This is a genomic window from Sphingomonas sp. BAUL-RG-20F-R05-02, assembly GCF_022662305.1.
Taxonomy (GTDB): domain Bacteria; phylum Pseudomonadota; class Alphaproteobacteria; order Sphingomonadales; family Sphingomonadaceae; genus Sphingomonas.
This window is the reverse complement of sequence record NZ_JAKNQH010000011.1, coordinates 60,266-86,395: the sequence shown is the minus strand read 5'-3', so window position 1 is coordinate 86,395 and position 26,130 is coordinate 60,266. Positions and strand designations below refer to the sequence as shown.

At 62.6% G+C, this 26,130-nt stretch carries 20 protein-coding genes and 1 pseudogene; 9 read left to right on the top strand and 12 right to left on the bottom strand.

The window, feature by feature from the left end; translation table 11 throughout:
* Positions 1-144 precede the first annotated feature (144 nt).
* Positions 145-375: a hypothetical protein gene (locus L8F97_RS18040; RefSeq protein WP_242153451.1), complete on the bottom strand. Its 231-nt coding sequence runs from the start codon at positions 373-375 to the stop codon at positions 145-147.
* A gap of 109 nt (positions 376-484) precedes the next feature.
* Between L8F97_RS18040 and L8F97_RS18035 the strand changes: the two genes are divergently transcribed.
* Positions 485-1,063, top strand: coding sequence for a GDSL-type esterase/lipase family protein (locus L8F97_RS18035; protein WP_242153447.1), 579 nt, complete (start codon positions 485-487; stop codon positions 1,061-1,063).
* A 155-nt stretch (positions 1,064-1,218) separates the two neighbouring features.
* On the opposite strand, the gene rtcR is transcribed toward L8F97_RS18035, so the two are convergent.
* Entirely contained in the window at positions 1,219-2,811 is a 1,593-nt protein-coding gene (gene rtcR / locus L8F97_RS18030; RefSeq protein WP_242153444.1) for an RNA repair transcriptional activator RtcR, read from the bottom strand.
* Between the two features lie 256 nt (positions 2,812-3,067).
* Here rtcR and L8F97_RS18025 point away from each other — a divergent pair, with 256 nt between their 5' ends.
* Both L8F97_RS18025 and rtcA read left to right on the top strand, forming a co-directional pair.
* Entirely contained in the window at positions 3,068-4,291 is a 1,224-nt protein-coding gene (locus L8F97_RS18025; RefSeq protein WP_242153440.1) for an RtcB family protein, read from the top strand.
* A 27-nt stretch (positions 4,292-4,318) separates the two neighbouring features.
* Positions 4,319-5,335 carry an RNA 3'-terminal phosphate cyclase gene (gene rtcA / locus L8F97_RS18020; RefSeq protein WP_242153437.1) on the top strand — a complete coding sequence of 339 codons (1,017 nt, stop codon included), beginning with the start codon at positions 4,319-4,321 and terminating at the stop codon, positions 5,333-5,335.
* Between the two features lie 118 nt (positions 5,336-5,453).
* On the opposite strand, the gene L8F97_RS18015 is transcribed toward rtcA, so the two are convergent.
* The 5 genes from L8F97_RS18015 to L8F97_RS17995 form a co-directional block, all read right to left on the bottom strand.
* Entirely contained in the window at positions 5,454-6,449 is a 996-nt protein-coding gene (locus L8F97_RS18015; protein ID WP_242153435.1) for a nuclease, read from the bottom strand.
* A gap of 40 nt (positions 6,450-6,489) precedes the next feature.
* Positions 6,490-7,590 (bottom strand): YdcF family protein, encoded by a 1,101-nt coding sequence (locus tag L8F97_RS18010; RefSeq protein WP_242153432.1) that lies wholly within the window; start codon positions 7,588-7,590, stop codon positions 6,490-6,492.
* Positions 7,591-7,625: 35 nt separating this feature from the next.
* Positions 7,626-10,163, bottom strand: a complete 2,538-nt coding sequence (locus L8F97_RS18005; protein WP_242153431.1) for a TonB-dependent receptor — start codon at positions 10,161-10,163, stop codon at positions 7,626-7,628.
* A gap of 266 nt (positions 10,164-10,429) precedes the next feature.
* A complete protein-coding gene (locus L8F97_RS18000; RefSeq protein ID WP_313932047.1) occupies positions 10,430-11,371 on the bottom strand; it encodes an inorganic phosphate transporter in 942 nt (313 codons plus the stop codon).
* A gap of 12 nt (positions 11,372-11,383) precedes the next feature.
* Positions 11,384-11,530, bottom strand: coding sequence for a hypothetical protein (locus L8F97_RS17995; protein ID WP_242153424.1), 147 nt, complete (start codon positions 11,528-11,530; stop codon positions 11,384-11,386).
* A gap of 288 nt (positions 11,531-11,818) precedes the next feature.
* On the opposite strand from L8F97_RS17995, the gene L8F97_RS17990 reads away from it, so the two are divergent.
* The 3 genes from L8F97_RS17990 to L8F97_RS17980 all read left to right on the top strand — a co-directional run bounded on the left by L8F97_RS17990 (position 11,819) and on the right by L8F97_RS17980 (position 16,811).
* A complete protein-coding gene (locus L8F97_RS17990) occupies positions 11,819-12,166 on the top strand; it encodes a DNA/RNA non-specific endonuclease (RefSeq protein WP_277925057.1) in 348 nt (115 codons plus the stop codon).
* A 932-nt stretch (positions 12,167-13,098) separates the two neighbouring features.
* Positions 13,099-15,483 (top strand): TonB-dependent receptor family protein, encoded by a 2,385-nt coding sequence (locus L8F97_RS17985; RefSeq protein ID WP_409929061.1) that lies wholly within the window; start codon positions 13,099-13,101, stop codon positions 15,481-15,483.
* A 2-nt stretch (positions 15,484-15,485) separates the two neighbouring features.
* Positions 15,486-16,811, top strand: coding sequence for an alkaline phosphatase family protein (locus L8F97_RS17980; protein WP_242153418.1), 1,326 nt, complete (start codon positions 15,486-15,488; stop codon positions 16,809-16,811).
* 288 nt (positions 16,812-17,099) lie between these two features.
* On the opposite strand, the gene L8F97_RS17975 is transcribed toward L8F97_RS17980, so the two are convergent.
* Together L8F97_RS17975 and L8F97_RS17970 are read right to left on the bottom strand one after the other, a co-directional pair.
* Complete coding sequence (locus L8F97_RS17975; protein WP_242153415.1) at positions 17,100-18,431, bottom strand: MFS transporter; 1,332 nt, start codon at positions 18,429-18,431, stop codon at positions 17,100-17,102.
* A 14-nt stretch (positions 18,432-18,445) separates the two neighbouring features.
* A complete protein-coding gene (locus L8F97_RS17970) occupies positions 18,446-19,468 on the bottom strand; it encodes an aromatic ring-hydroxylating dioxygenase subunit alpha (protein ID WP_242153412.1) in 1,023 nt (340 codons plus the stop codon).
* A gap of 52 nt (positions 19,469-19,520) precedes the next feature.
* On the opposite strand from L8F97_RS17970, the gene L8F97_RS17965 reads away from it, so the two are divergent.
* Positions 19,521-20,153 (top strand): TetR/AcrR family transcriptional regulator, encoded by a 633-nt coding sequence (locus L8F97_RS17965; protein WP_267389621.1) that lies wholly within the window; start codon positions 19,521-19,523, stop codon positions 20,151-20,153.
* Between the two features lie 216 nt (positions 20,154-20,369).
* Here the strand turns inward: L8F97_RS17965 and L8F97_RS17960 are convergent, their stop codons facing one another.
* Positions 20,370-20,723, bottom strand: coding sequence for a hypothetical protein (locus L8F97_RS17960; protein ID WP_242153407.1), 354 nt, complete (start codon positions 20,721-20,723; stop codon positions 20,370-20,372).
* Between the two features lie 43 nt (positions 20,724-20,766).
* On the opposite strand from L8F97_RS17960, the pseudogene L8F97_RS17955 reads away from it, so the two are divergent.
* Together L8F97_RS17955 and L8F97_RS17950 are read left to right on the top strand one after the other, a co-directional pair.
* A pseudogene (locus tag L8F97_RS17955) lies at positions 20,767-21,708 on the top strand (OB-fold nucleic acid binding domain-containing protein); the annotation flags it as partial.
* Complete coding sequence (locus L8F97_RS17950; RefSeq protein WP_242153403.1) at positions 21,705-21,935, top strand: hypothetical protein; 231 nt, start codon at positions 21,705-21,707, stop codon at positions 21,933-21,935. The pseudogene L8F97_RS17955 and the gene L8F97_RS17950, both read left to right, overlap by 4 nt.
* 404 nt (positions 21,936-22,339) lie before the next feature.
* Here the strand turns inward: L8F97_RS17950 and L8F97_RS17945 are convergent, their stop codons facing one another.
* Together L8F97_RS17945 and L8F97_RS17940 are read right to left on the bottom strand one after the other, a co-directional pair.
* Entirely contained in the window at positions 22,340-23,224 is an 885-nt protein-coding gene (locus L8F97_RS17945) for an alpha/beta fold hydrolase (RefSeq protein ID WP_242153400.1), read from the bottom strand.
* Between the two features lie 132 nt (positions 23,225-23,356).
* Positions 23,357-26,107 carry a [protein-PII] uridylyltransferase gene (locus L8F97_RS17940; protein ID WP_242153397.1) on the bottom strand — a complete coding sequence of 917 codons (2,751 nt, stop codon included), beginning with the start codon at positions 26,105-26,107 and terminating at the stop codon, positions 23,357-23,359.
* Positions 26,108-26,130: the final 23 nt, after the last annotated feature.

Here is a 26,130-nt window from a genome sequence, read left to right as displayed (position 1 = left end):
ATGACTAGATAGAAGGCGCCTCCGTCGGACGGCGCCGTCCATGATGGTGCGAGTGACGACCGCGTGCCGCTATATGTCCACATGCAACCTTTCCGTCGCGCGGTGGAGGCGTCGTCTGCTTCCGTCCAGAGGGCAGCAGGGTGCTCAGGCGGCGCCCTCACTTCGTGCACTGGCAATCAGCTTTCGTGCAATGTCGCGCACCGCCTCGTCGTCCTTGCTTTCGTCCTTCGCCGGGTCTCCCAGATGGTCGAGGCTGCTTTCGATATGATCAAGCAGGCCAGGATGCTTCGCCTCAACGTATTCGGCCAGCTTGAACAGGACGTGCTCCATCGCAATTTCGCGGCGGCGGGCTTGGACGGCGGTCTCGTCGGTCATCGATGTCTCCATTGTACGGGATAACTGAACGCGTGGCGCCGGCATCGGCACCAATGCGACGCGGCATCGCTACAAAGTGACCCGGCAATACCTATCTTTGCGGTGTTCCATGACCGCATCAGCCCCGCTCATCCTCGCGTTCGGCGACAGCCTGGTCGCCGGTTACGGTCTAGCCACCGCCGACGGCTTTGCCGCTCAACTGGAGCATTTTCTGAGCGCCGCACATCCCGGCGCACGGGTGATCAACGCGGGTGTCGCTGGAAACACCACCGCCGACGCGTTGCGGAGGCTACCTCGCGTGCTCGCGCGCCTGCTAGTCCGTCCCGACCTCGCGATCGTCCAGCTCGGACCCAACGACGTGCTCCGAGAGGTGCCGCCGTCGTCCACGCTGGCGAACCTCGAGGCGATCCTCGTTGAGTTTGGCCGCTGCGGCGTCCCGGTGCTGCTCACAACCGTCGTGCCTCCGCCGCTGCTCGCGCAGAGGGCAGGCCCTTACGCAGACATTCAGCAAGCTCTGGCCAAGCTCCATGGTGCAACGACTTGGCCGTTCTTTCCCGCCGGTGTGCTAGGTCATCGAGACATGGTACTTGCCGACCGGGTGCATCCGAACGGCAAGGCAATCGCTGCTGTGGTCGAGGCGATGCTGCCTGCGATCGAAGGTATTTTGAACGTAGAGCTGACGCGGTGACACCGCCGACAACAGCGGAACCTTGCCGCTGATAAAGCAGCCAATCTGAAACGGAATCAGATTGTGAACGAACCGCGGGTTCCGGGAAGTGGACGGGGCAGCCCCAATGGCGACTTCTGGGTCCGAGTGGCCGCGTCTGATGCTTATTGGCGAACTTACGCTCGATCACGCAGTTCCTGCCATGTCAGGTTAAACCGCTGAAGGTACTTGCGCAGGCGGTCGGCATCGTTGGAGGACGCGCGCTTCGCCAGCGACGCGGCGAACAGCGTGCGGCCGGCTTCGGAGAGCGAGCGGCTGCGTCGGCAGATCTCCACGACGTGGGCCAGCTGAACACGGTCGAACGGATCAAGCGTCCCGACGCGGTCTGGCGACAGTATTTCGACCAACCCGTCGTCCGGTGCCGATCCAACCGACCACAGCCGCTTCAGCCGGATAACCTCCGCCTCGACGCAAGTGGCGTCGATGCGGCCTTTCGGGCTGAACGTTGCCATGCGGGTCACGCTGGAGGCGAGATCGCGAAAGTTGCCGGTCCAGCGCGCGTCGGGGCCTCCCGCAAAGGCGAGATAGCGATCGCGTGCCTCTTTATTGAAGGTGACGCGTGTGCCCTCGCGCTCAGCGAAGCGGTCGAGTTCGTAATCGAGATTGGGCGCGATATCCTCACGCCGATCGACGAGGCCTGGCAGCGTGAAGGTCCATAGGTTGAGGCGGGCGTAGAGGTCGTCACGAAAACGGCCCTCCGCGACGGCCTGCGAGAGGTCGCGATTGGTGCCCGCGATGAGCTGGAAGTCGGACCCGGCCTCCTTGTCGGCACCGACTGGTAGAAATCTCTTGTCCTCGATCGCGCGCAGAATGGTGGCTTGCTCGTCCAGCCCGAGCTCGCCGATCTCGTCGAGGAACAGCATGCCACCGTCCGCCGTGCGCAGCAGCCCGGCGCGGTCGGCGGCGGCGCCGGTGAACGCGCCTCGCTTGTGCCCGAAGAGCGCCGACATCGCGCTGTCGCCACGCAGCGTCGCGCAGTTCACCTCGACGAAGGCGCCTTTTACCTGATGCTTCAGCCGCTTCAGATCATAGATGCGCCGGGCCAGCTGGCTCTTCCCAGCACCCGTCGGTCCCATCAGCAGCACCGGTGAGCGGCTGCGGGTCGCGACCTGCTCGATCTCGTCAATCATGGCGTTGAACACGGCGCTTCGCGTCTCAATGCCGGACTTTAGAAACGATGTGCTCTCCGCGCTCGCGGCGGCGAAGCGCGTCGCGATGCTGTCGTAGCGCGACAGGTCGAGGTCGATCGCGTTCCAAGTCCCCGCCGGCTCGGCCGTTCCTCGTCGGGGCTGCGTCTGGAGCAGGCGGCCGGGCAGGTAATGCGCCTCGGTCAGGAGGAAGAGGCAGATTTGGGCGACGTGAGTGCCGGTGGTGATGTGGACGAGATAGTCCTCCGCCTCAGGATCGAACGGCCAGCCGCGAGCGAAGTCGAGCAGCTTGCCGTAAACCTCCTCGAAATCCCATGGATCGGCGAAGTCGATCAGGTGCGGCTCGACGCGCGTTTCGGGAGAGACCGACGCAATGTCCCGCGCGACGAAGTCGGCAAGCCGCTGGTGCGGGGTGCCGTGGATGAGGACGAAACGATCGATCCGCAGATCCTCATGCATGGCGAGGCCCACGGACGGCCGCCACTTGTTCCAGCGAGAGGCGTCGTGCTTGCTGGCATCCAGCGTAGAACCAAGGAACCCGATCACTACCAGCGGCTTCATGGTTATACGATAGGATAAGTCAGTATCCTTGTCACTCACATTTGTCATCGGCCGCAGAATGACAGTATACTGTTCCAAAAAATAATATGGCTAAATTACAGATTCTTAGTCAAAAATTGGTGCAGACACCGGAAGTTGGCACAATCGATGCTGCGGAGATCGCGTCGGATCGAATGGTATCGAACAGTCCGACAACGCGGCCGGGGCGGCTGGAATCAGCCAGTCGCCCCAAACGCAGAGATCACCGGAGGCAAACATGATCGCGAACTATGATGTCCAGACCGTCGAGGGCGGCGTCCCGATCAAGATGTGGACGCGCGGCGTCCCGGTCGATGACAAGGCGCGGGTGCAGCTCGCGTCGGCGGCGAAGATGCCGTTCGTGTTCAAGCACGTCGCCGTCATGCCCGACGTCCATGTCGGCATCGGTGCAACCGTCGGTTCGGTCATCGCGACCAAAGGCGCAGTGATCCCGGCAGCGGTTGGCGTCGACATCGGCTGCGGCATGATGGCGGCGCGGACGAGCCTGATGGCGAGCGACCTGCCCGATAATTTGGAAGGCGTGCGCGCCGCGATCGAGCGGGCGGTGCCCGTCGGCCGCGATGTGAAGATGGGCAAGCGCGATCCCGGGTCGTGGGGTGATCCGCCCGTCGAGATCGTAGAGGCCTGGGCGATGCTCGCTGGCCGGTTTGGGCAGATCGTCGCCAAGTATCCGAAGCTGGCCAAGACCAACAACCTGGTCCATCTCGGCACGCTGGGGACAGGCAATCATTTCATTGAGGTTTGCCTCGATACCGAGCAGCGCGTTTGGGTGATGCTTCACTCGGGTTCGCGCGGCGTCGGCAACGCGATCGGCACCTTTTTCATCGAGCTGGCGAAGCAGGATATGCGCAAGTGGTTCCTGAACCTTCCCGACGAGGATCTCGCCTATTTCCCGGAAGGGACCGAACACTTCGACGACTATGTCGAGGCGGTCGGCTGGGCGCAGGACTATGCGGCGCTAAACCGGCGGATGATGATGACAAACGTGATACGCGCCATACGCGGCGTCATCGCCAAGCCGTTCGACGCGGAGCTTGAGGCCATCAACTGCCATCACAACTACGTTCGCCGGGAGAACCACTTCGGCCAGAACGTGCTCGTCACCCGCAAGGGTGCGGTGCGCGCGGCGGAAGGCGTGATGGGGATCATCCCGGGCTCGATGGGCGCCAAGTCGTTCATCGTGCGCGGCCTTGGCAACAGGGAGTCGTTCGACAGTTGCTCGCACGGCGCTGGTCGGGTGATGAGCCGGACGCAGGCGAAGCGCGAAGTCACGGTGGCGGAGCACGTCGCCGCGACCGCAGGCGTGGCCTGCCGCAAGGACGAGGGGGTGATCGACGAGAGTCCCCGCGCCTACAAGCCGATCGAGGCGGTGATGGCGGCGCAGGCCGATCTCGTCGAGATCGTCCACACACTGAAGCAGGTGGTGTGCGTCAAGGGCTGACGCACACCACCCAATGCGAGACAGAATATGATCGAGATCGATGGTTCGAAAGGGGAAGGCGGCGGACAGGTGGTGCGCAACGCGTGCGCGCTGGCGCTCGTCACGGGTACACCGTTCCGGATCACCAACGTGAGGGGCGGCCGTGAGAAGCCAGGGCTGATGCGCCAGCACGTCACCGCGATCGAGGCGGCATGCGCGATCGGCGGAGCTGAATGCGAAGGGCTGACCGTTGGCGCGTCGGCGGTAACCTTCCGCCCCGGTCCGGTCGCGCCGGGCGAATACCACTTCGCCGTCGGCACCGCGGGATCGACAGGCCTGGTACTTCAGACAGTGCTGATGCCACTGGCGATCTCGAATGCGCCGTCGCGGTTGGTGCTCGAAGGCGGCACGCACAACATGCTGGCGCCGCCATTCGATTTCATCGCCCGTAGCTTCTTGCCGATCATCGACCGGATGGGGCCTACCGTTACAGCGCGGTTGGTGCGGCCCGGCTTCTACCCGCGTGGCGGCGGACGGATCGAGGTGGACATCACGCCAGCGCCGCTAAGGTCTATCGACTGCCTCGATCGAGGCGCACCGCTCACCCGGTCAGCGTTGGCAATGTTCGCGGCCATCCCGCCCGGCGTCGCCGATCGCGAGATCGCGACCGCGAAGAAGCTGCTCGCCAACTGGTCGGAGGAGGCGTTCGCGGTCCGCGAACTGCCCGAGAGCCAGGGTCCGGGCAACATCCTGCTGCTGGAAGCCGCTTTCGAACAGGTGACGGAGGTGGTCAGCGGCTTTGGTAAGCTCGGCGTATCGGCGGAACGGGTCGCGCAGACGGCAGCGGGCCGAATGGCAGGCTATCTCGCCTCCGACGCGTTCGCCGGGCCGTACCTGGCGGATCAGCTGCTGCTGCCATTCGCCCTCGCCGGCGGCGGCAGCTTCACGACCGTCAAGCCGAGTCAGCACAGCTTGACCGCCGCGGCGGTGATTGAGCTCTTTCTCGAAAAGCGCTGCGTCTTCACGCAGCAGCCCTCAGGCACTCACCTCGTGGAGGTGCGATAAGCTACTTATAGTCAGCTGAACAAATGGCCGGAGTTGGGACGGCGAGATTCGGCCTCGGGTGTCGGCAATTGGGTCTTCTGCGCAAGCGATCTTTCGGAAGATCAACACGCGCACATGATCAGTTCGGATCGACGTTAGCCGGGGCGGAACCCGTCGTAGGATCATACCCAGGTGTTTGTGGATCCAGTGGGTTCGCCAAGTTGGCATCGACGGCTTGAGACTCGCTCCAGGCGCGCGCAATCATATCACGCAGCATCGATGCACCTGCCGCGGTTGTTGCATAGACAAGTGCGCGTGCATCGGGGTCGCTCTGCCTGCTGAATGACCCTCGCTTATCGAGCTGGTACACCGTTTCCATATGATCGCCCGCAGCGTTGAGGTAGGAAAGCACTGCGTCGAACAAGTCTCCTTCTTCGTGCGAGCGCGGCGCCATGTGTTGGCGCACATCACCTTCGGTGAGGTCGATCAATTTGACATAAGCCGTTTCGAAGCGAGCGTGTATGCTTCCGTCGGCAGTGTAGCCGTGGGGATTAAGCCCCCGCCATCCGTCGCTGTTCATCGTGTCGTGAAGCGGTTGAGATCCATCTCCGACATAGTGACCAAGTCGGATCACATCGAATGCACAGATCTGTTCCAGAAACTTCGCGTTCTGCGCCTCGCCGTTCGCACGCGCGGTGCGAAGCTGGCGCATGTCGGCGACAAGGTGGCCGTATTGCTCCATGATCGCGAACGGGAGCGTGCCCGTCCAGCGAACGTTGATCCAAGCCGCCGATTCAGGATCACTGTGCAAGAGGCGTTGATTTTCGCGGTAAAGCGCCAGCAGGAAAGCATAGCGTGACCGGGGAATAGGCTTGAGGAAGGCGAAGCGCTCACGGAACCAGCCGTGGTTAGGGTCCTCCTCGATTTTGGAAAAGGGCTCTGACGCGTTACGCCAGCCATCCGGGACGGTGGAAGACGCAGCGATATAGTCCGAGTAGGCGCGTAGGAAGATCGGTCCATCAGCCGGCAGTGCAGCGATCGCCGCGCGGTCGATCGCGGAATGCGCCTGATGACCCCAGCCAAAGGCTGGCGATGCTGACAGTGCCGTGAGAAGGAGGGCGAGGCGCTTTATCATGGTTGCTCCTGCGTGAGGGGGCCTGGACGTCGAGCAGCGCTCATGGATCGAGCGGGTCTAAAGGGTCGACCCGCAGCGAAGCGGTGGAGGGCAGGAACTCCACCTGATTTGGCGACAGACGCGCGCCGATGCGACCGGGCTGGTAGCCGAGTTCTATCTGGTTACGCTGCGCGAACTTTGCGCTCCCGATATAGCGGCTTTGGTCGATATTGGTTGAGATTAGCGCCGGCTGATCAAGTGGAGCGCCCAATGCGACGAGCCGCCGCGTGGCGTTCCGTAGGTTTGTGGTGGTATGCCGCGCATAGGGCTCGATGATGATCGCTTCCGCTGGCACCCCGAAGCGATCCTGAATGGCGCGGGCCATTTCAACAGCCTCCACCTGACGCGTTCTGCGCGGATGGACCGATCCCCCAGAGAATAGCACAAATGGGGCCAAGCCGCTTCTCCACAGGGTCGCCGCCATCTGGACGTTGAGCTTGCCAAGCGCACTGAGTGGCGTGGAAAGGTCCTCGGGTCCGATACCGGGTACGATGATCGCGGTGTACTTATAGCGTGACCAAGTGAGCGTCTTGGCGCGCACCGTCGCCGCAGCGTTGAAGCGTGGCTCAAGCGGCTCGAACGCGGCAGCGTCGTCGCGATCGTTGACGTCGAGCAGGGCAAGCGCAAGCCCGACACTAGGATCGAGCATGGTCGCCGAGGCATTGCGCTCGGCTTCGGCAAGCGCAACAGCAGCCGAGGCATTTGCGGTGGCGCGCTCAGGATCGGGTCCATCAATCGCGGGGTAGCGCGGTGCCGCGCCCTGACCGTATACGCTCAAAATAGCGTTAATGCCTGCGACCTCACGCAGAATTGCAGAACGCGCGCTGTCTTCACGGACTGTCCGAATGCCGCTTTGCTCGGCCGCGCTACCGAGAGTATCGCGCTCGGCGTCACTCCAGCGTGCTGCCTGAAGCACGCAGCGCGGATCGCTTTTGCACGCGACGATCCGCTGGCGCCGCTGCGCCAGCATCGCCGTGATTGACTTGGGCCGAAGATCGCGCGGCCAGATCGACAGCGTCGGGAAAAGCCGTTCGGAAAGCGCCGCGATCATCCTGTCCGGCACGCCGGCGCCATTCGGCGGAGCCGCCGCGATCGTCAGCATCGCGCAAGCGCTTAGGATGTCTTTGTATAGGCTGCTTACCATGATTTGGTCAGCACGAAGCGGAAGTTGCGCCCGAACAATGGACGCCCATAGACCGCGACCGCCGTACCTTGGCCGAACACGTCGCTTCGGGTGTTTCCTTCGGTCAGCCCGTGATTGTTGGTGACGTTGTCGCCCACCACCTGGAACTGCCAAGAACCACGAGTGTAGTTGAAACCCACGCCGAGCGTCTGATAGGCGGGCAGTTCGGTGGAGTTCAGATAATCGACATATTCACGACCGACAAAGTTCATTGTGCCATAGACGTCGAATAGGTTCGGCCCACTCTCAAAGTGAAGCTTCGGCATGACATGACCGTATAGCTTCGGCTCGCGGATGATCTGCTTGCCAGCGACCGCGATGGTCTGGGAGGGTTGGCTGGGATTATAAAGATTATCATATTGCGGATCGGCGAAGGTGATCGCCCCACTCACCGAGAACCAGCGTACCGGCTCCACGTTCGCGTCGACCTCGATACCCTTGCTTACCGCCTTGCCGATGAAAGGCACGTTTGTGGTGTATTGCGTGGTTGGGTCCGGATAGGAGCCGTTGAGCGGATTGAACTGCGTGTAGTAGCCGGTGGCATACACGTAGTTATGCCCGAATGAAGCCTTCAGGCCGAGCTCGTACTCATTCGCCTTGGTGTAGGTCGGGGTCGGCGTGGTGCTAAAGGCGGTTCCGGCAGTAGGTGGCACCTCGATATGACTGGCGCGGCCATAGGCCCCCAGATGGCGCGTGAAATCGTAGTTGAGACCAGCGGTCCAGTTGGTCACCTGTGGGCTCAGACGGAATTGGTAGGCGTTACCCGTTAGTGCCATGACAGTGTTGGCCAGCGTTCCGGTCAACATCGTGTTCGTAACCGTTTTTGTGAAGTCTTCAAAGCCATTGTAGCTGTACCATTCATGCCGAATGCCGCCGTCTAGCCTTAGACCGGACGTGATTTCCCAGGTATCGTTGGCGTAGATCGCAAACATTTTCGCATCGACCTTGCCGATACCCAAGGCATTTGTGCTGGGCAATGCGCCGTTGTTCGTGACCTTGCCCAGTACCGCACCGCTTGCCGAATACGCGAGGAGATCAAGCCGGGCAGGTTGACCTTGCACTTGGATCAGGTACTGCTGGTAAAGCTGATACTGTGTATCGCCATAGAAGGAGGTGTACGCACCGACCTTCACGTCATGCGTACCGAAGCCGGTGGCGAACTTGTGGGTGACGCTAAGATCGCCCTGCACTGAGTAAAAGCTTGAGTCCGCTGCGCGATACTGCGCTGGCATCACCAGTCCGGATTGGCCGTACGGATTATAGGCGGTGTTCGTCCCGGCAATGACATAGCCAAGATGATCAACAGCGCCGAACGCCTTGGCCGCCGCCGCACGGTAGGTTGCCGCGAAGGCATTCGCATCGCTGGGATTGGTAGTGGAATACAGAGCGTCGAAGGTGTTTTTGCCTTTCGTTGCACCACCTTTGAAGCTGACCAGCCAATCGTCGAAATCACCTTGATACTGAACACCAAGATTGCCGTAAACCATATGCCGGCCATCGGCGAGATCGCGGTTTACACTACGCAATGCGCCATTGGGATCCTGATAGCTAAGCGTTACGTCGCGGAAGGACGGCGAGTTGGTCGTACCCGTGAAGTAGTTGAGCCACGGGTTCAGCGACTGCGATGGGTTGGCGGGGTTTGCGATTGGGATTGGCAAATAGAAGACGTTGTGATCGTTGAGGTAATTGCCCGTCACCTTCACAAAGCCGTTGGCGAAATCATGTTTAATGTTCGCACGAATCTGGCCGCCGCGATCATTGGGGAACCCGTTGTCGCGATATCCGTCGCTGTAGCGCAGAAAGCCGCCGATCGCATAATAGGTGTCGTGGCCAAGCGGGCCGGACTGCATGACATCGCCGCGATACAAACCGATGTCGCCAATCGTCAGTTGTGCCTTGCCGCGTGGCGTGTCGGTGCCGCTGACGGTGATGTTGTTGACGATGCCAGCTGCTTCCGAAGCATAGATCGGCGCTGGGCCACCCTGCACGACCTCGACCCGGTCGGTCATGAGGTCGTAACGATTCATCCCGTCGCCTGCGTTGAAAAAATATCCATCGACCTCGTGGTAGAGCGGCAGTCCGTCTTGCTGGAAGATCAACAGGCCACGGTCTGTTGGAATGCCGCGCAGCCGGGTAATGTTCTGCACCTCGCCGCCGGTCGTCTCGACATGGATACCCGGCAGGGTGCCGAGCAGATCCGCAAAGCTTTTCGGAGCAAGCAGCTTCACGTCCGTCTGCGAAAGCGAGTTAATCTCGTATGAAACGCCGAACCGCCGCTGGGCACGGGCCGAACCGGTCACGATGATGTCATTCCCCGCAGCGCCGTTGGGGTCTGCCGCTTGGGGATTGGTCAAGCTGGGCGCGGCCGCAGTGTCAGACGTGGAGGCGGAAACTGATCCGGCAGGCGCCTGCGTCGCGAGCTGTGCTGAAGCAGGCGCGGTAGTAGCAAACACACTCAAGGCGACGCCGCTAGTCCAGATTGTTCTTTGCATTGCAATTTCCCCGCTGGGCAGCGACCCGCTGCTTGCTGGTCGCCCCGCTAGGCAGGCTTGGTGACAGTATGAATACTGCCGCGAAAAAAGCGGCCATCCGAATGCCCTCAGTTGGATCGTAGCGGAAGGCGCGGCAGCTAAACCATATGATCACGGAACGGTTGCGAGCGGCAACCGGCCATAGTGAGGCCGACCGTGCATATATGAAGCTTTTGCTCTCTGCCGAAGCCCTCAATCAGCTAGGAGGCCAAAACGGCCGCTCCATCTCACACAGCGCTATCGATTTGGAGATTCGCAGCCCCGATGCCGTCGCTTACCCACCACGGCACATAGTTCACCAGCCCGGTGAGATCCTTCTGAAGTGCCTTCGCGGTCGCTTGCTCAGTCTTGGATGCGTTTCCAGCCTTGTTTTCGCCGACCGTTTTCAGCTCGGCGATGACCCGGTTGGTATCTGCGCGTAGCCGTACGCGCTTGTCATGCGGCACCGCGCTCAAGCGCGTGGCGCCCTTCATCAGCACCATCGCATCCGTAGCGGCGTTGAGGCCTTCGGCCTTCTTGCTGCTTCCATCCTTTGCAATGAGCGACGTCGCGCTCGCAAACTGGGGCAGGATGCCAGCAACCTTGCCCGGCGCAAGATCCTCGTTGATTGCAAAGGTGAACGGCGCAAGCCCGATGACGGTCAACATGATCAGGCCGATGCTTTTCTGACCATCGTTGCTGCCGTGGGAGAACGAAACGCCGGTGCAGGTGCCAATCAGAATGGCCCGCATCCACCATACCGGTGGGGTGTCGCCCTCCGGCGGCTCGTAGAGGTGCTGGTCTTTGAACAGGAGCCGCACCAGGCGGAACAGCAGCCACGCAAGCGCAAAGCCAAGCACCGGCGAAACAAGCAATGCTTCGAGCACTTTGAGGATCTGCGACCAATCGACGCCTTCGTGCAGCGGACGCGATTGTCGCAGGGTGGAGGCGATCGAGACGCGGACAAGAGACCCGATCAATGCATGGCTACTGGAGTTGGGTATGCCCAGCGCCCAGGTGCCGACATTCCAAAGCAGCGACGTTATGAACAAGGCGGCAAGCATTCCGATCGCCGGGTCGCCATTCGGCGGGGTCAACACCTCGGGCGGCAGGATTTCCACAAGGGCGTAAGCGACCGCGGTACCGCCGACCATGACGCCCATAAAGTTCATCAGACCGGACCAAACCACCGCCTGAACCGGCTAGAGGGAGTTGGTGTAGATGACGGTCGCGACGGCGTTCGCGGTATCGTGAAATCCATTCGAAAACTCGAACACAAGCACGAGTACCAGGCAGGCGCCGAGAAGCACCAAAGCAAGCGACGACCCAGGCGGTACGGCAGCGAACATCGGCATGTTCCTTTTGCCGGGTTAGAATGCCTGGCGATCCTCTCTGGGCCAGCAACATGACAGGCTGGTTTCACTCCAGACGATCGCCGTCACCAAGACAGCGGTAGCGGTTCTCATTCTTTTCGCAGAGATGAACAATCGACTGAGATCGAGTAGCGATTTAGTCAACTACTTAAGAGGCCGCCTGGACCTCGTCTTTCCGTATAACCAATGCGTCGGGGGCGCCGCAGCGTCCGTCCTCATCATGTCGGGAAATGCTGCTGAGGGCGCACCTTCATTTATGTGTAAATGATAGGAGCGGACCAAAAAAATCTCCAGTCGGGTGACACGCGTGCGTGCATTATCGCGGGACCCATGCTTGCGCCGGGCGACCCGAGGCAGGACTTTGGTACCGGCGTCGTTCAGTACCCAGAAACGTTCTGGAAAGTCGTCGCGGTCAGCGCAAATGACAGCGTGGGGCATATCCTGCGGATCTATGCTTTCCTGCTTAGTCAAAAAGACGTCATCGATCGCTTCGGAATCAAGGTCGCTCCTGGCGAGTACGCCCGGTACCAGATCCCGCTTGCACATATCTCGGAACTCACTGGCGTGATCTTCGACCCACAGTTGCTCATCGCTGACACGAAGCCCGCTTGAGGAAACCTGCCGCCGGCGGATTGAGGCCGTAGCAATTAGCTCGAATGTCAGTCCCCATGATTAATAGGCGGTTGGGCGCCGGATTGGAGTAGAAGCTTTCACATGGTCGAGGATGACGATCATCTCGCGGGCCTCAGCTTCTGTCGCGAAATGAACATCCAGCCAACGTTTGGCTCCGCAGGCGTAGATGCCCTAACGGCCGGCGAGATCTGCTTCAGGTCGTTGATGGGCTTCGTATCGAGTTTTGCTGGCCATGCAGCCGCTTAGACAGCAAGCGTGGGGACATCACAAACGGGTGCAGGAAAACAGTAGAGAGGCCGTAACTTCCGACAGCAAGTGCCGCTTGGGTGTGCTGGCGGAGCAGAGAAACATCGAATATTTCCAGGCGCCGCGCAGATGAGCGATGATGCGGCAAAGTGTCCTACCATTATCATCAGCGTTGCTGCCAAGGGTTGGCATGCGTGTATCAATTGAGGCGGGTGCCGTGCTCGGATTTCCTGTCTGGCGATAATTAGGCCGCCTTAGCTGCTCGGACGCGCTGCACTTTCTCTTGATAAACAGACGTCCGAAGTTGAGAGACTACAAAAGGCTTACAAAAGTCGGTTTGTGGGTCACCTCGCCAGCCGATGTGCACCGTCTTGGCCGCACGCTCCCACGTCATCGCAACGAGGCGGCAGCGATGTTGTAAGCTCTGCAAGCGCGCCGGGTCACTCTGCAAAGGAGTCTGCAAAGCTTGTTGCTATCTGGGAACCGTTAAAGCGTCTTGTTCAAGGCGGCGCTGGCTGGGTTCTTCTATGTACGGTGGGCGCCGCCCTAGCAGCTTCCATTTATCGTGAGACGTGCGTCATCACAGCGTAATATGCCCGTCTCCAGCATGTCATGTCCCGCCGCCAATGGGCCTGCGACGCCGAAGCGGCGCAAAGGGGCTCACCATGAGAATCGCTCTTCGACTTTTGACCGGCATCGCGCTTGCAGCCATCATCACGCCTCTCTCAGCCGAAGCGCAGGAAAATTCGGTTGCGGGGCCCGTCATGGCGGCAACGAATGACACAAGTCCCGAACCGGCTGGCACAGCGCCACCGGGTGACGACATCGTCGTGCTCGGCTTCGGTCAAAGCCGTCAGGTGCAGAGCGTAAACGCCGCCGACATCGCGCGGCTGACGCCTGGCTCCAGCCCGCTGAAGGCGATCGAGAAACTGCCTGGCGTCAACTTCCAGGCGGCCGATCCGTTCGGTGCTTATGAATGGGCGGTGCGCATCTCACTGCGCGGGTTCAACCAGAATCAGCTCGGCTTCACGCTCGACGGCGTTCCGCTCGGCGACATGAGCTACGGCAACGTCAACGGCCTACACATCAGCCGCGCGATCATCTCCGAGAACGTTGCGCGCACCGAAGTCGCGCAAGGCGCTGGCGCGCTCGGCACCGCTTCCACCAGCAACCTCGGCGGCACGATCGAGTTCTTCAGCGCGATGCCGCATGCGACGCCCGCGATCACCGGCAGCGGTACCTATGGCTCCGACAACACCTACCGCGCCTACGCGCGGCTCGACAGCGGCGACATAGGCCACGGCCTGAGCGGTTACGTCAGCTACGGCTATCTCACCACGGACAAGTGGAAGGGCTACGGCACGCAGCGCCAGCATCAGGCAAACGCGAAGATTGTCGAAGATCTTGGTCCGCTCGGCAGCATTTCAGGATTTTTCAATTTTTCAGATCGTCGCGAGCAGGATTATCAGGATCTCAGCTACGACATCATCGCGCGCCGGGGCCTCCGTGACGACAATATCGCCAACGATTACCCGCTCGCGTTACGCATCGCCAAGGTTTACCAGAACCAGGTTGCGGCGGTATCCAAGGCGGCGCTGCCTTGGGCTGGGGTCGGCACGACCTTCCCGACCGGGTTCGGCACAGTGGACGACGCCTATTACGATGCCGGCGGTCTGCGCCGTGATTACCTTGGCGGCGTGACGTTCGACGCGCATCTCACGCCTGCGTTGGCCCTGAAGACCACTACCTATTACCATCAAAACGAGGGGCAGGGTTCGTGGATAACGCCATACTCGCCCACGTCGGTCGGCGCGCTCAACCAGGATGGGTCGGTCATCACCGCGCCGAGCCCACTGGGTTTTCGCACAACGGAGTACAGCATCAAGCGCTTCGGCGGCATCGGCACGCTCTCCTACGAAACAGGCGCGAACCGCATCGAACTGGGCGGCTGGTACGAGAATAACGATTTCACGCAGGCGCGCCGTTTCTACGGAATGACCGACAGCGCGACGCCGAACCGTGATACGCTGGCATTCCAGCGCAACGCGTATGCGACCCAGTGGGATGGGAAATACAATACCGAGACGCTGCAATACCACGTCGAGGATACGCTGCGGCTGTTCGACGACCGGCTTACCGTGAACGGCGGCTGGAAGGGCGTGTACGTCGTCAACCGCGCGGTGATGCTCGGTGACACGACGTCGCCGCTCGCCACCGGGAGGATTACCGCGCGTGATCTCTTTCAGCCACAGGCGGGCGTGGTGTTCAAGGTGACGCCGCAGACAGAAGTGTTCGCCGACTACACTGAGAACATGCGGGCTTTTGTCTCCTCGGCGACGACCGGTCCGTTCTCAACCACACAGGCCGGGTTTAACGCAATTCGTGACCAATTGAAGCCGGAACGCTCGAAGACGGCGGAGGGCGGCTTGCGCTTCCGCGAGGGGCCGTTTCAGGCGTCGGCGGTCGGCTACTATGTCGATTTCACCAACCGCCTTCTCGCCTTTGCCAATGGTGCAGGTATCATCGGCAATCCGGCGACGCTAAACAACGTCGGCGCCGTCCACACCTATGGTGCGGAATTGTCGGCAAATTACCGCGTGTTCACGCCGCTGTCGCTGTTCGCCAGCTATTCGTACAATCATTCGACTTACGCCGACGACGTTCGCAGCTCGAGCGGCGCGCTGCTGGTTGCGACCGAGGGCAAGAGAGTCGTCGACACGCCGGAACACATGGTCAAGGGCGAGGTTGTCTATGAGCAATACGGCGTCACCGCGCGCGTCGGCGCGGATTACATGAGCAAGCGCTACTTCACCTATCTCAACGATGAAGCGGTTCCCGCCCGCGTGCTGGTGGATGCGAGCATAGGCTATCGGTTCGCGGGCGAAGGAGTGCTGCACGGCATCGCCATCGAGGGCAGCGTGACCAACCTAACAGACAAGAAATATATCGGTACGGTCGGATCAAACGGCTTCACCGCCAGCGGCGACAACCAGACGTTGCTCGCCGGCGCGCCTCGACAGTTCTTCATCTCCCTGAAGAAAGGTTTCTAGCGATGTTCCGACCCAAATGGACGTGGATATTGGCCTCGCTGCTGTGGTCAGCCAGCACCGCGCACGCGTCGCCGGTGGTAATGATTTCGCTCGACGGGCTTCGGCCCGACGATGTGACGCAAGCTGAGGCACGTGGGATCAAGGTGCCGCATTTGCGAGCCCTGCTCGCCGAGGGTGCGCACGCTGAAGGCGTCATTGGCGTCCTGCCGACCCTGACATACCCTAGCCACACCACTCTCATCACCGGGGTGGCGCCGCTCGAACACGGCATCTCCAATAACTTGACCTTTGATCCGCAGGCGAAGAACCAGCAAGGCTGGTACTGGTACGGCAGCGACATTCGCGTGACGACACTGTGGCAGGCTGCGCACCAGGCTGGTCTGCGTACCGCCAGTATTCATTGGCCGGTCACCGTCGGCGCATCGGGGATCGATGAAAATCTGCCCCAAATCTGGCGGACGGGCATGCCAGACGACGCGAAACTGATGAACGCGCTTGCGACGCCGGGACTTCTCAACCGGTTGGAGGCAACGCTCGGCACGTACGAACCAGGCATCGATGAAAGTGTCGACGGCGACGCTGTGCGTGTTAAATTCGCGCAGGCAATCCTCGCCGATCGTCCGGCTTTCACCACGATCTACTTGGCCGGGATCGATCATGAAGAGCATCGCAGCGGCCCGGGGTCGCCTGCGGCGAACGCGACCATCGGACGTACCGATACGCTGGTCGGCGCGCTCGTCGCCTCCGCGCGCGCTGCGATGCCGGATGTGACGATAGTGGTCGTATCGGACCATGGCTTTCTTCCCGTCGCGACAGACATCAATCTATTCGCGCCCTTCGTGGAAGCGGGGCTGATCACGATCGGAAAGGAGGGCAAGGTCGAGTCGTGGCAGGCAGAGCCATGGATTGCAGGAGGCACCGCAACCATTGTCCTCGCCCATCCCGAGGATGCAGTGACGCGGGCGCGCGTCGCGACACTCGTCAGGCGGCTGGCGGCCGATCCACGCTATCACATCGCGCAGGTGCTCGACGCAGACGAGACGCACCGCCGCGGCGGCCCCGGCGAGGCCGCCTTCATGATTGCAATGCAACCGGGGTACGAAACCGGCCGTGACCCGGCCGCGCCGCTTGCCCAGCCTTCCGTCTACAAAGGAATGCACGGTTATCTTCCCGATGTGCCTGCGATGCGTTCGACGTTGATCGTCGCTGGGCCTTCCTTGACCCGCCATGGCGATCTCGGTGTCATCGACATGCGCGCCGTCGCACCTTCGATCGCACATGTCCTTGGTGTCACGTTATCGGCGGCACGGTTGCCGTCGGTATTCTAAGGCCGGCCTTTCAGGCCAAGTTTTATCTCCGCCACCTCAAGCCGTTCCGTGCTGGTTTTTAGAATGCTTGATTCCGGACGTTCAAGTGACATGAACGGGCGACCGGAATTGAAAAGCGAAAATCGTGCCGCCAATGTCTGCAACTGGGTCCGTTGCGCCGGAGGGCAGGGGAAAGGCAGCTACTCTACGTCAGCCGACCAATACCGGACCTTCCGCAGGCGCCCATTATCGGGCGTTCGGACACGAAGACATTCTGCCTGCAACCTGCCGCCTGATCAAAAGCGTGTTTCAAGCATCAGACTGCTTGCCGGTGAGCAGCAGTATGTTGAGGCTGATCGCAAGCGCCGGGCCGCCATAGAACAGCCAAGTAATCGCGGATCGAACGCCCTCGCTCACATCGCCAGGCACATAGCCCGTCCAACCCAAGACATAGGCCGTCAGTGCGCTGCCCAACGCGAGCCCGATCTTCACGCCGAAGCTGACGCTGGCGACCAGAAGCCCGTCATCGCGCGTGCCGAAGCGTAGCGCCTGTCCCTCGGCGGCATCTGCGATGTTGACGAAGATCGCGGTGCTCTGAAAGCCGCTCCAGACGTTACAGAGTAGAAACGCCGCAGTGAATGCCTGAGCCGAACCCTGTACGGCATAGCTTACGCCGAGCAGAACCAGCGCCATGCCCAAACTCGCTATATTGGCAGTGCGCACGCCCCATTTCTGAAAAACCGGTCCGGCCAGCGCGCCGCCCACAAGGATCGCCACCGACAGCAGCGGCAGTAGTATGCCGATCAGCTGCGGTTGTCGCAGCACGTCCTTTGCAAAATAGATCAGGCTGGCGACCGTGACACTGATCCGCACGAACAACAGCACCGCCGATCCGAACGCCCGTCGCCATGCCCGATTGCCGAACATCCGCGCCAGCGAGACGCGCAGCGAAGTAGCGGGTTGCCCAGTATCGAGGGCCGGCCGCTCCCGGCACGACAGGAATGTTGCCAACATCAACAGCACCATCGCGCCGGCCATGACCGCCGCAGCAGTACCGAAGCCACCCTTCTCCGCGCCACCAGCCGCCGTCACGATCGGCAGCGTCGCGCCATATACGACGATCGAACCCAGTGATCCGGCGACCGCGCGGATGCTGCCGAGTTGCACGCGCTCCTTTTGCTCCGCCGTAATCAACGGCATCAGTGCGTTGTAAGGCACGTACACGAGCGAATACAGCAACCCCAGCAGGGTGAACGTGCCGTACGCATACAGCAGTTTGGTACCGAGCGAGGCGGCGGGGACGGTAAAGGTTAGCACCAGGCCGATCGCGAACGGTATGCACGCGAACAAGAGGAACGGCCGCGCCTTTCCCCAGCGGCTGCTCGATCGATCCACGATCAGACCGACGATCGGATCGAATACCGCGTCCAACGTCCGCGTCACCAACATCAGCGTGCCGAGTGCCGCGACCGGCAGCAGCGCGACATCGGTATAATAGACCAGCAGGAAACCGGTGACGAACGTCCATCCGAGGTTTGCGCCGACCTCCCCCGCCCCGTATCCGAGTTTTTCTGACCATGTCAGCGGACGTGGCGCTGCGCCGCCCGTCGCGCCGTGTTTGTTGGGCGGTGAATTCGTCATGGTGGCCACCGCTGCTATTCCGCCGCGAGCGGTTCGGCGCCGGCCTGTTCCGCGCGACGGAGCTTCATCAGACGTCGGCGAGCGCGGATGCCGGCAGCGTCGACGTTGAGGATAACGGGCTTCCAGTCCCAGAAATCCCTGTCGCCCATCGTCCGCTGAATCCATTCCAACATCGGGCGGTCTTCATCCTCGAACACCTGATTGGCGAGCGCTTCGCTTTCGTCTCCAGGGTCGCGGGTATAGAAATAATGCGAGCTGGTCGCGGTTTCGGGGGTGATGATGTGCGGGTTGATCATACCGGGGAACGGCGCGGCTTCGCGCGGCGTGCCGGCGTGGGTGAAGCCGATATGTAGCAGCATCAATGCGGGCGCGTGCCAGCGCATGTCGATCCATTCGTCCAGTCGCGTGTTCGCCGGCAGATGCTCCAGCCACGCGGGGCGAATCGTATTGAACATCGACCATCGCGACCAGATCGCGCCGTCCGCCGTCTCCTCGGCGTCGTACTGGCCGGCGAAGATCTTACCCTCGGTGCGGAAGCTTTCGGGATGGATGAATTCGACGTGGCTGAGGTCGAGCAGGTTGTCGCTGATGATCTCGTAATTGGCGCCGAAGTTCATGCGCCCGCGCACGATCGGCTTGGGGTCATCGAGCGCGGCGAAATTCGGGATCAGGCTATCGTCGGCCTGATCGGCGTCGCCGGGCCAGAACCAGATCACGCCATAGCGGCCGACCGCCGGATAGGTCTTCACACGCGCATGTGGCGGGATCAGGTCCGAAAACGGATTGCGCGTGCACTGCCCCGCCGCGTTGAACTCAAGGCCATGATACGGGCAGGCGATCGTGTCGCCACTGCGTTGCCCCTTGTGCAGCGGAGCAAGGCGGTGCGGGCAGCGATCTGACATCATCACATAGCCGCCATCTTCCTTGCGGTAGATCAGCATCGGCTCGTCGAGCAACGTCCGCGGCAGCCGTGCATCGCCGACGACCTCTTCTTCCCAAGCCGCCATGTACCAAAGGTTGCGTACGTAGTCCGCCATCGCCACTCTCCCAGTTCTTATCGAATCGACACCAGAAGGTTTAGATAGCAGAATGAGCGTTCCAAAAAAAGCGGCGATCAGTCGTAAACCGGAAGTCGTGAAAGCGCGCATTCTCGATGCCGCGCAGGCGGAGTTCATGGCGGCGGGCTATGCAGGCGCCAGCACCAACCGGATTTTGGAACTGTTCGGCGGGTCCAAGCCGACGATGTTCCGGCATTATCCTACCAAGCGGGAGATGTTTCAGGCGGTCGTAGCGCGCATTGCCGCACGCTGGAGCAGTGAAATCGACTGGCAGCATATTGACAGCGAGGTGCCGGCAGAGTGGCTGCGCGGGTTCGGCGGCATGGCACTGCGGTGGATTTTGGGAGAGGACAATATTTTCGTCGGCCGCATGGCAATTGCCGAAGGTGAGGCTTTTCCGGAAGTCGCAGACATCTACCGCAGCCTTGCAGTCGATCCAATCGAAGCGGTTCTGTCTGCACGCCTTGAAACGTGGACCCGGGCGGGAACGCTGGATTGCGCATCGCCGCAACGCGACGCGGTCGCCTTTCTCGATCTCACATTGTCTGGAATGGTAAGCCGTGCGCTTTACGGCGTTTCGAGGCGGCCTGACGACGCATCGCTCGACACGCATGTCGATTTTGCTACCGACCTGTTTCTGCACGGTCGGCTCGCACGATCGTAAAAGCACGAACTATGCCCGGCCGAACCTTTGCGCAAATCCATGACGAAAATTGCAGGAATTGCCGGCTGTCGCGCTGCGGTAGGGCTTAAGGTAAAGGTCCAGCGACGGAGCGGGCGTGCCGATACTTGTTGTTCAGCACGCTATGTCCCGCAGCAATGCGACGTATCGTGTGCCCGCGCCCGAAGCCCGGCGGCCCGCGCTGTCTCGGGCGTCTGGTCACGGTATGATCCTCAGCCCGTGCCGCACGTTGAGAGCGTGCTCGAACAGGGTCCTGCCGGCCGCCTTGCTGTTCGCAGCGAAGTTGTTCTGGAGCGCGAAGTAGATCGCATCTACCGCTGCGGGATCGTCTCGCGCGGCACCGGCTGCCTGCGCGGCCACGGAAAGCCGACGGAGGTCCTCCGACATGCCCTGGCCGATAAGCACTTCGAGAGCGGCACCATCGGGTCCGAGCATCGCCGACAGCGCTGACGAGATATTGGGCGCCTGTATGATCCAGGATACCTGGGACAGATCGAAGGCCGTCCTCAGCCCCGCGTCGTAGAGGCGGCCGTTGCGCTCGGCGTCCATCATGTCCGCGAGCGCGAGAAGCGGTTCCGCGGCCAATTCGGCGTCGCCTTGCGTCAACGCCAGCCGCTGGGACTGCACGCTCGAGCGCACGGGTGGGAAGTACCTCGCTGTACGGCTCGGCCTGCGGCAGATCCGCGGCCTCTCCAACAAGGACGGCGCCGCTATGGTGGGTGCACGCGGCACGGGGTCTTTCGAGAGCGTCGAGGACGTCTGGCAACGGTCGGGCGTGCCGCGAGCTTCAATCGAAAAGCTAGCCGATGGCGATGCGTTTCACGCCTTCGGCAACGACCGACGGCAGGGATTGTGGAAGGTGCGCGGCCTGGGCGAGGCACCGCTGCCGCTGTTCGCGGCGGCTGACCGCGCAGCGGACAGCATCAGCGCGGAAGGGATCGAGCCCGACGTGTCATTGCGGCCGCTGACCGACGGTCGAGAGGTCATCGAGGACTATCGCGCGCTCCAGCTCTCGCTGCGTGCGCACCCGCTGACCTTCGTCCGCGACGAGCTCGCGCGCAGGGGTGTCACCCGTTGCGCGGATCTCGCCAACATCCGCGATGGGCGCCATGTCGAGGTCGCCGGGATCATCCTCGTCCGGCAGAAGCCTGGCAGCGCCAAGGGCGTGCTCTTCATCACCATCGAGGACGAGACCGGGATCGCCAACGGCATCCTCTGGCCCGACCGCTTTGAAGCGCAGCGCCGCACCGTGATGTCGGCGTCTATGATCGGGATGAAGGGCCGGGTGCAGAAGGAGGGCGAGGTGATCCACGTCATCTGCGACCGGATCATCGATCATGGCGATCTGCTGCACAGGGTTGGCGAGATGTCGTTCCCGCACCGCACCGGAGGTGGCGACGGTGCGCGCCATGCTGGGGCGCCGGACCGCGGCGACAAGGGCTGGAGCCCGGAGCCGCGCAATTGCTACTGGCCCCCCCACGCCGACGGCATGGATCCGGAGGAGGTCGTGCGGTTCAAGTCGCACGATTTCCGATGAGCGCGTTGTCGCGGCGCCAGCGCATCGTCATCGCCTGCTCCGTGTTCGTGCTACGTGAAGGCGTTACCCGCTGCGCCGACGGCCGTGTCGACACGATGCATGTGCGACTGGCGCTCTCCTGTCTGCTGCCGCACTGCGCGGAGAGGTGGCCGCTGGCGCTGTACTGGGATGCGGCTGCACAGGAGAACGAAATAGGCCGCGCACAGGGCGTCACCGCCGCCCTTTAACGGGATCGTTCGGCAGCTGCGGCGCGCCGGCTGCTACGAGGATGTGGCGCCGGTTTGATCCCGATCGGCGACCGACCCTCGTGCATTTGCGTGACAATTCTCATGTGCGGCGATGCTAAAGGCAGCAGAGGTATCACTTACGCCGCTTATCCCAGGCGAGGTCAAGCATGCCGGATGCTTACCAAACGAAGGTGCTTCACAAAAACGCTTGAGAGAGCGGCGGCGAACGCTCTTCTAACCGTTCTACCCCAAGCTAACATATTGTTTAATAAGGAACGCCATAGCGGCTCTTAACGGTTTTTCGCAGGTTCGCCGTGATTTAGCTAAGCGAAATCACGTATGCGAACCGCTCGGCCGGCATCGCAAGGCGATGGCCGACGGCGCGGCTTTGCCGCGACGTGTTCTCAGCAAAAACGCCGAAGATGCGCGACGGCCGCATCGGCGACCGCATCCGGCGCCTCTCGTGCGGGAAAATGCCCAACCCCTGCCAGCACCAACCGCGCGTAGTGGCCCGCAAACCCCTCCGCCTGTGCCTCCGACTCGCTCGGCGGATCGCAGCGATCGTCACAACCCTGGATCAGCAGTGTCGGCACGCGCAATCGCTCGGTCGCAGCGATCGCCGCGCGTTCGGCGGTATAGCGCGGGTCGAGCGGTTCGCTGCCCCAGCGGTAGCGATAGCCGTGCAGCGTGATCGCCACCCAGTCCGGATTGCGGAAGCTCTCCGCCGCCTGCGCAAAGCTTGCCTCGTCGAACCAGCCGGGAGGGCTCCACGTGTCCCACTGCGCGCGCGCGAAGCCGATCGGATCGGCGGCGACCTTCGCCGCGCCCGCGTCAGACGTCATCAGCCACTGGTACCACCAGCGTGCACTCTGCGCGAAGTCGGGCACGATGAAGTGGCCGTGCGGCGTGTAGCCGATCGCCAGCACCACGCTGGCGGCGATCCGCTCCGGCGCGATGGCGCTCAGCGCGTAGGCGGTGCGCCCGCCCCAATCATGCCCAAGCACCGCGAATCGCTCGATGCCAAGCGCATCGGCGAGATCGAGCGCATCGCGAGCGAGCGCGGCGGCGCTACCGTCGCGCGGCGCAGCCGCGTCGAGGAATTGGGTCGGCCCGAAGCCGCGCAGCCACGGCGCGATCCAGCGATAGCCCGCCGCCTCGAGTGCGGGTGTGACCGCCGCCCAGCCGTCCGGCGCATCGGGCCAGCCGTGTAGCAGCAGGACGGGCAAGCCGCCCGCCGGGCCGCCGCTGGTGTAGGCGATGTCGAGCGTGTCGGTACGGATGCGATCCATGCGGGCTCCTGCTGCCGTTCGGAACGAAAGGCAGGGCGGGCAACGCATGTGTTGCCTGCGCGGTTGCGCCGTGTGCGTCGACCACAGCGCGGCGTGTAGGAGCGGCTAACGCCTGGCCGGCGAACCGTCCCGTCACGCCGCCGTGCGCAGCGTCTCCCCTTGCGCGGCGGTGAGCAGGCGCCGTTCGATGCCGCGCAGCTTGGTGGTGCTGGCGATCTTGTCCCCGGTCAGATCGGTCAGGTAAAAGGTATCGACCGCGCGCTCTCCATACGTCGCGACGTGCGCGGAGTGGATCGTCACCTTCGAATCGAACAGCGCGTGGGCAAGCTGGTGCAGTAGGGCCGGCCGGTCGCGCGCGTTCACTTCGATCACGGTGAAGCGGTTCGACGCCTTGTTCTCGATCAGCACGTTGGGCGCGATCGGAAACGCCGACGCACGTGGGCGGGACAGCGGTTTTGCGAGCAGCTTGTCGACCAGCCGCCCGCGTGCCGCCAGCGCGTCCTCGATGCCGTTGCGCAGCCGCTTCAACTGGGTCTCGTCATCGAACGGCGCGCCCACCGGGTCCTGTACGACAAAATTGTCTAGTGCCATGCCGTCGCGGGTGGTGTGGATGCGCGCGTCGATGATGTTGCCGCCGGCCAGGCTGATCGCGCCGGCGATGCGGTAGAACAGCCCGGGATGATCGGCGGCATAGACGGTGACGAGCGTCGCGCCGCGCGCGATGTCGGGACGCGTGTCGATCGAGAGCTGCGCCGTGCCGGCGCGTTCGATCAGCCGCGCGTTCTGGACGAGCACCTCGTCCGGTTCGGCCACCCAATAGGGGTCGGGCATACGCTTGAGCAGCGTGGCGAAGCGCGTCTCGTCCCAGCCGAGCGCCTCGCACAGCGCGGCCTGTTTGGCGGCGATGCGTTCCTCGCGGCCCTTCTGCTTATGCCCGAGCCGCAGCACTTCCTCGGCGGACTCATACAAAGCGGTCAGCAACTGCCGCTTCCAGCTGTTCCACACGCCCGGCCCGACCGCACGGATGTCGACCACCGTCAGCAGCAGCAGCAGCCGCAGCCGCTCCGCGCTCTGCACCGTCTCGGCATAATCGAGGATGGTCTTGAAGTCCGACAGGTCGCGTTTGAACGCGGTCGCGCTCATCAGCAGATGGTGACGTACCAGCCACGCCACCGCCTCGGTCTCAGCCTCGGTGAGGCCGAAGCGCGGGCATAGCCGATGCGCGACCTCGGCACCCAGCACCGAATGGTCGCCGCCGCGCCCCTTGGCGATGTCGTGCAGCAGCACCGCTACGTACAGCGCGCGCCGCGACACGATCTGCGCGAACACCGCGCTGGCGAGCGGGTGATCCTCGTCGAGCGTCTTGTTCTCGATGCGCGACAACAGGCCGATCGCGCGGATGGTATGCTCGTCGACGGTGTAATGGTGGTACATGTCGAACTGCATCTGCGCGACGACGCGGCCGAAATCGGGAATGAAGCGGCCGAACACGCCCGCCTCGTTCATCCACCGCAGCACCGTCTCCGGATCGCGCGGGGAGGTCAGCACGTCTAGGAACAGCGCGTTGGCGCGTGGGTCGGCGCGAAAGTCGTCGACCAGCTTGGCGTCGCGTGCGGCGACGCGCATTGTCAGCGGGTGGACCTCCATCCCGTGCAGGTCGGCGAGTGCGAACAACTCGATCAGCCGCACCGGATCGGCCTGGAAGAAGTCGTCGGCGGGGATCGCCAGCCGCCCGCGATCGACGGTGAAGCCGTGCAGCTTGCGCGGGGACCGGCGACCCAGCATCGGCAGCCCGAAGCGTTTGCCGCGTGCCGCGAACTTCTCATCGAGATGCGCGAGGAAAACCCCGGTCAGGTCGCCGACGCGTTTCGCCTGGATGAAGTAATATTGCATGAACCGCTCGACCTTGGACTTGCCCGGCCGGTCGGCGAAGCGCATCCGCCGCGCGATCTCGGTCTGCATGTCGAAGGTGAGGCGGTCCTCGGCGCGGCGTGCGATGCTGTGCAGGTGGCAGCGCACCGCCCACAGGAAATTCTCGGCGCGGTTAAACTGGCGGTACTCGGCGCGGCTGAGCAGCCCGGCCTCGACCAGTTCGCCCGGCTCCGACACGTTATAGGCGTATTTGCCGATCCAGAACAAAGTATGGAGGTCGCGTAGGCCCCCCTTGGCCTCCTTCACGTTCGGCTCGACCGCGTAGCGGGTGTCGCCCATCCGCTTGTGGCGGGCGTTGCGCTCATCGAGCTTCTCGGTGATGAAGGTGCGCACCGTATCGGCCTGCACCTCGGTCTTGAAGCGGTGCGCGGCCTCGTCATACAGCGTCTGATCGCCCCACACGTAGCGCGCCTCCAGCAGCGCGGTACGGATCGTCACGTCGGCCTTGGCCTGCCGCACCATTTCGTCGAGCGAGCGGCTGGAATGGCCGACCTTCAGGCCGAGATCCCACAGCGCGTACAGCATCGTCTCGATTACCCGCTCGGCCCAGGCGGTCTGCTTCCAGGGGGTGAGGAAGCCGATATCGACGTCCGAATAGGGCGCCATCTCGCCGCGGCCATAGCCGCCGACCGCGATGATGGTGAGCCGCTCGGCAGCGGTGGGATTGTGCGCCGGGTAGAGCCGCTGCGTGGTGAAATCATGCAGCAGGCGGACGATCTGATCGACCAGGAACGCCTGCGCGGCGGCGATCTCCAGTCCGCGTGAGGGATGTTCGATCAGCCGTCGGCCGATCTCCGCGCGGCCCGCGTCGAGCGCGGCCTTGAGAAGGGCGGTGGCGGTGCCGCGTAGAGCGATCGGATCGGTCCCCTCCAGGGCGGCGAGCGCATCGGCGAGCGCGCGTCGATCGATGATCGCGCGGCGTTGCGGCAGAGAGTCGAAACGGCTGGGCATGGGCAGGAGATAGGGCAGGCGCG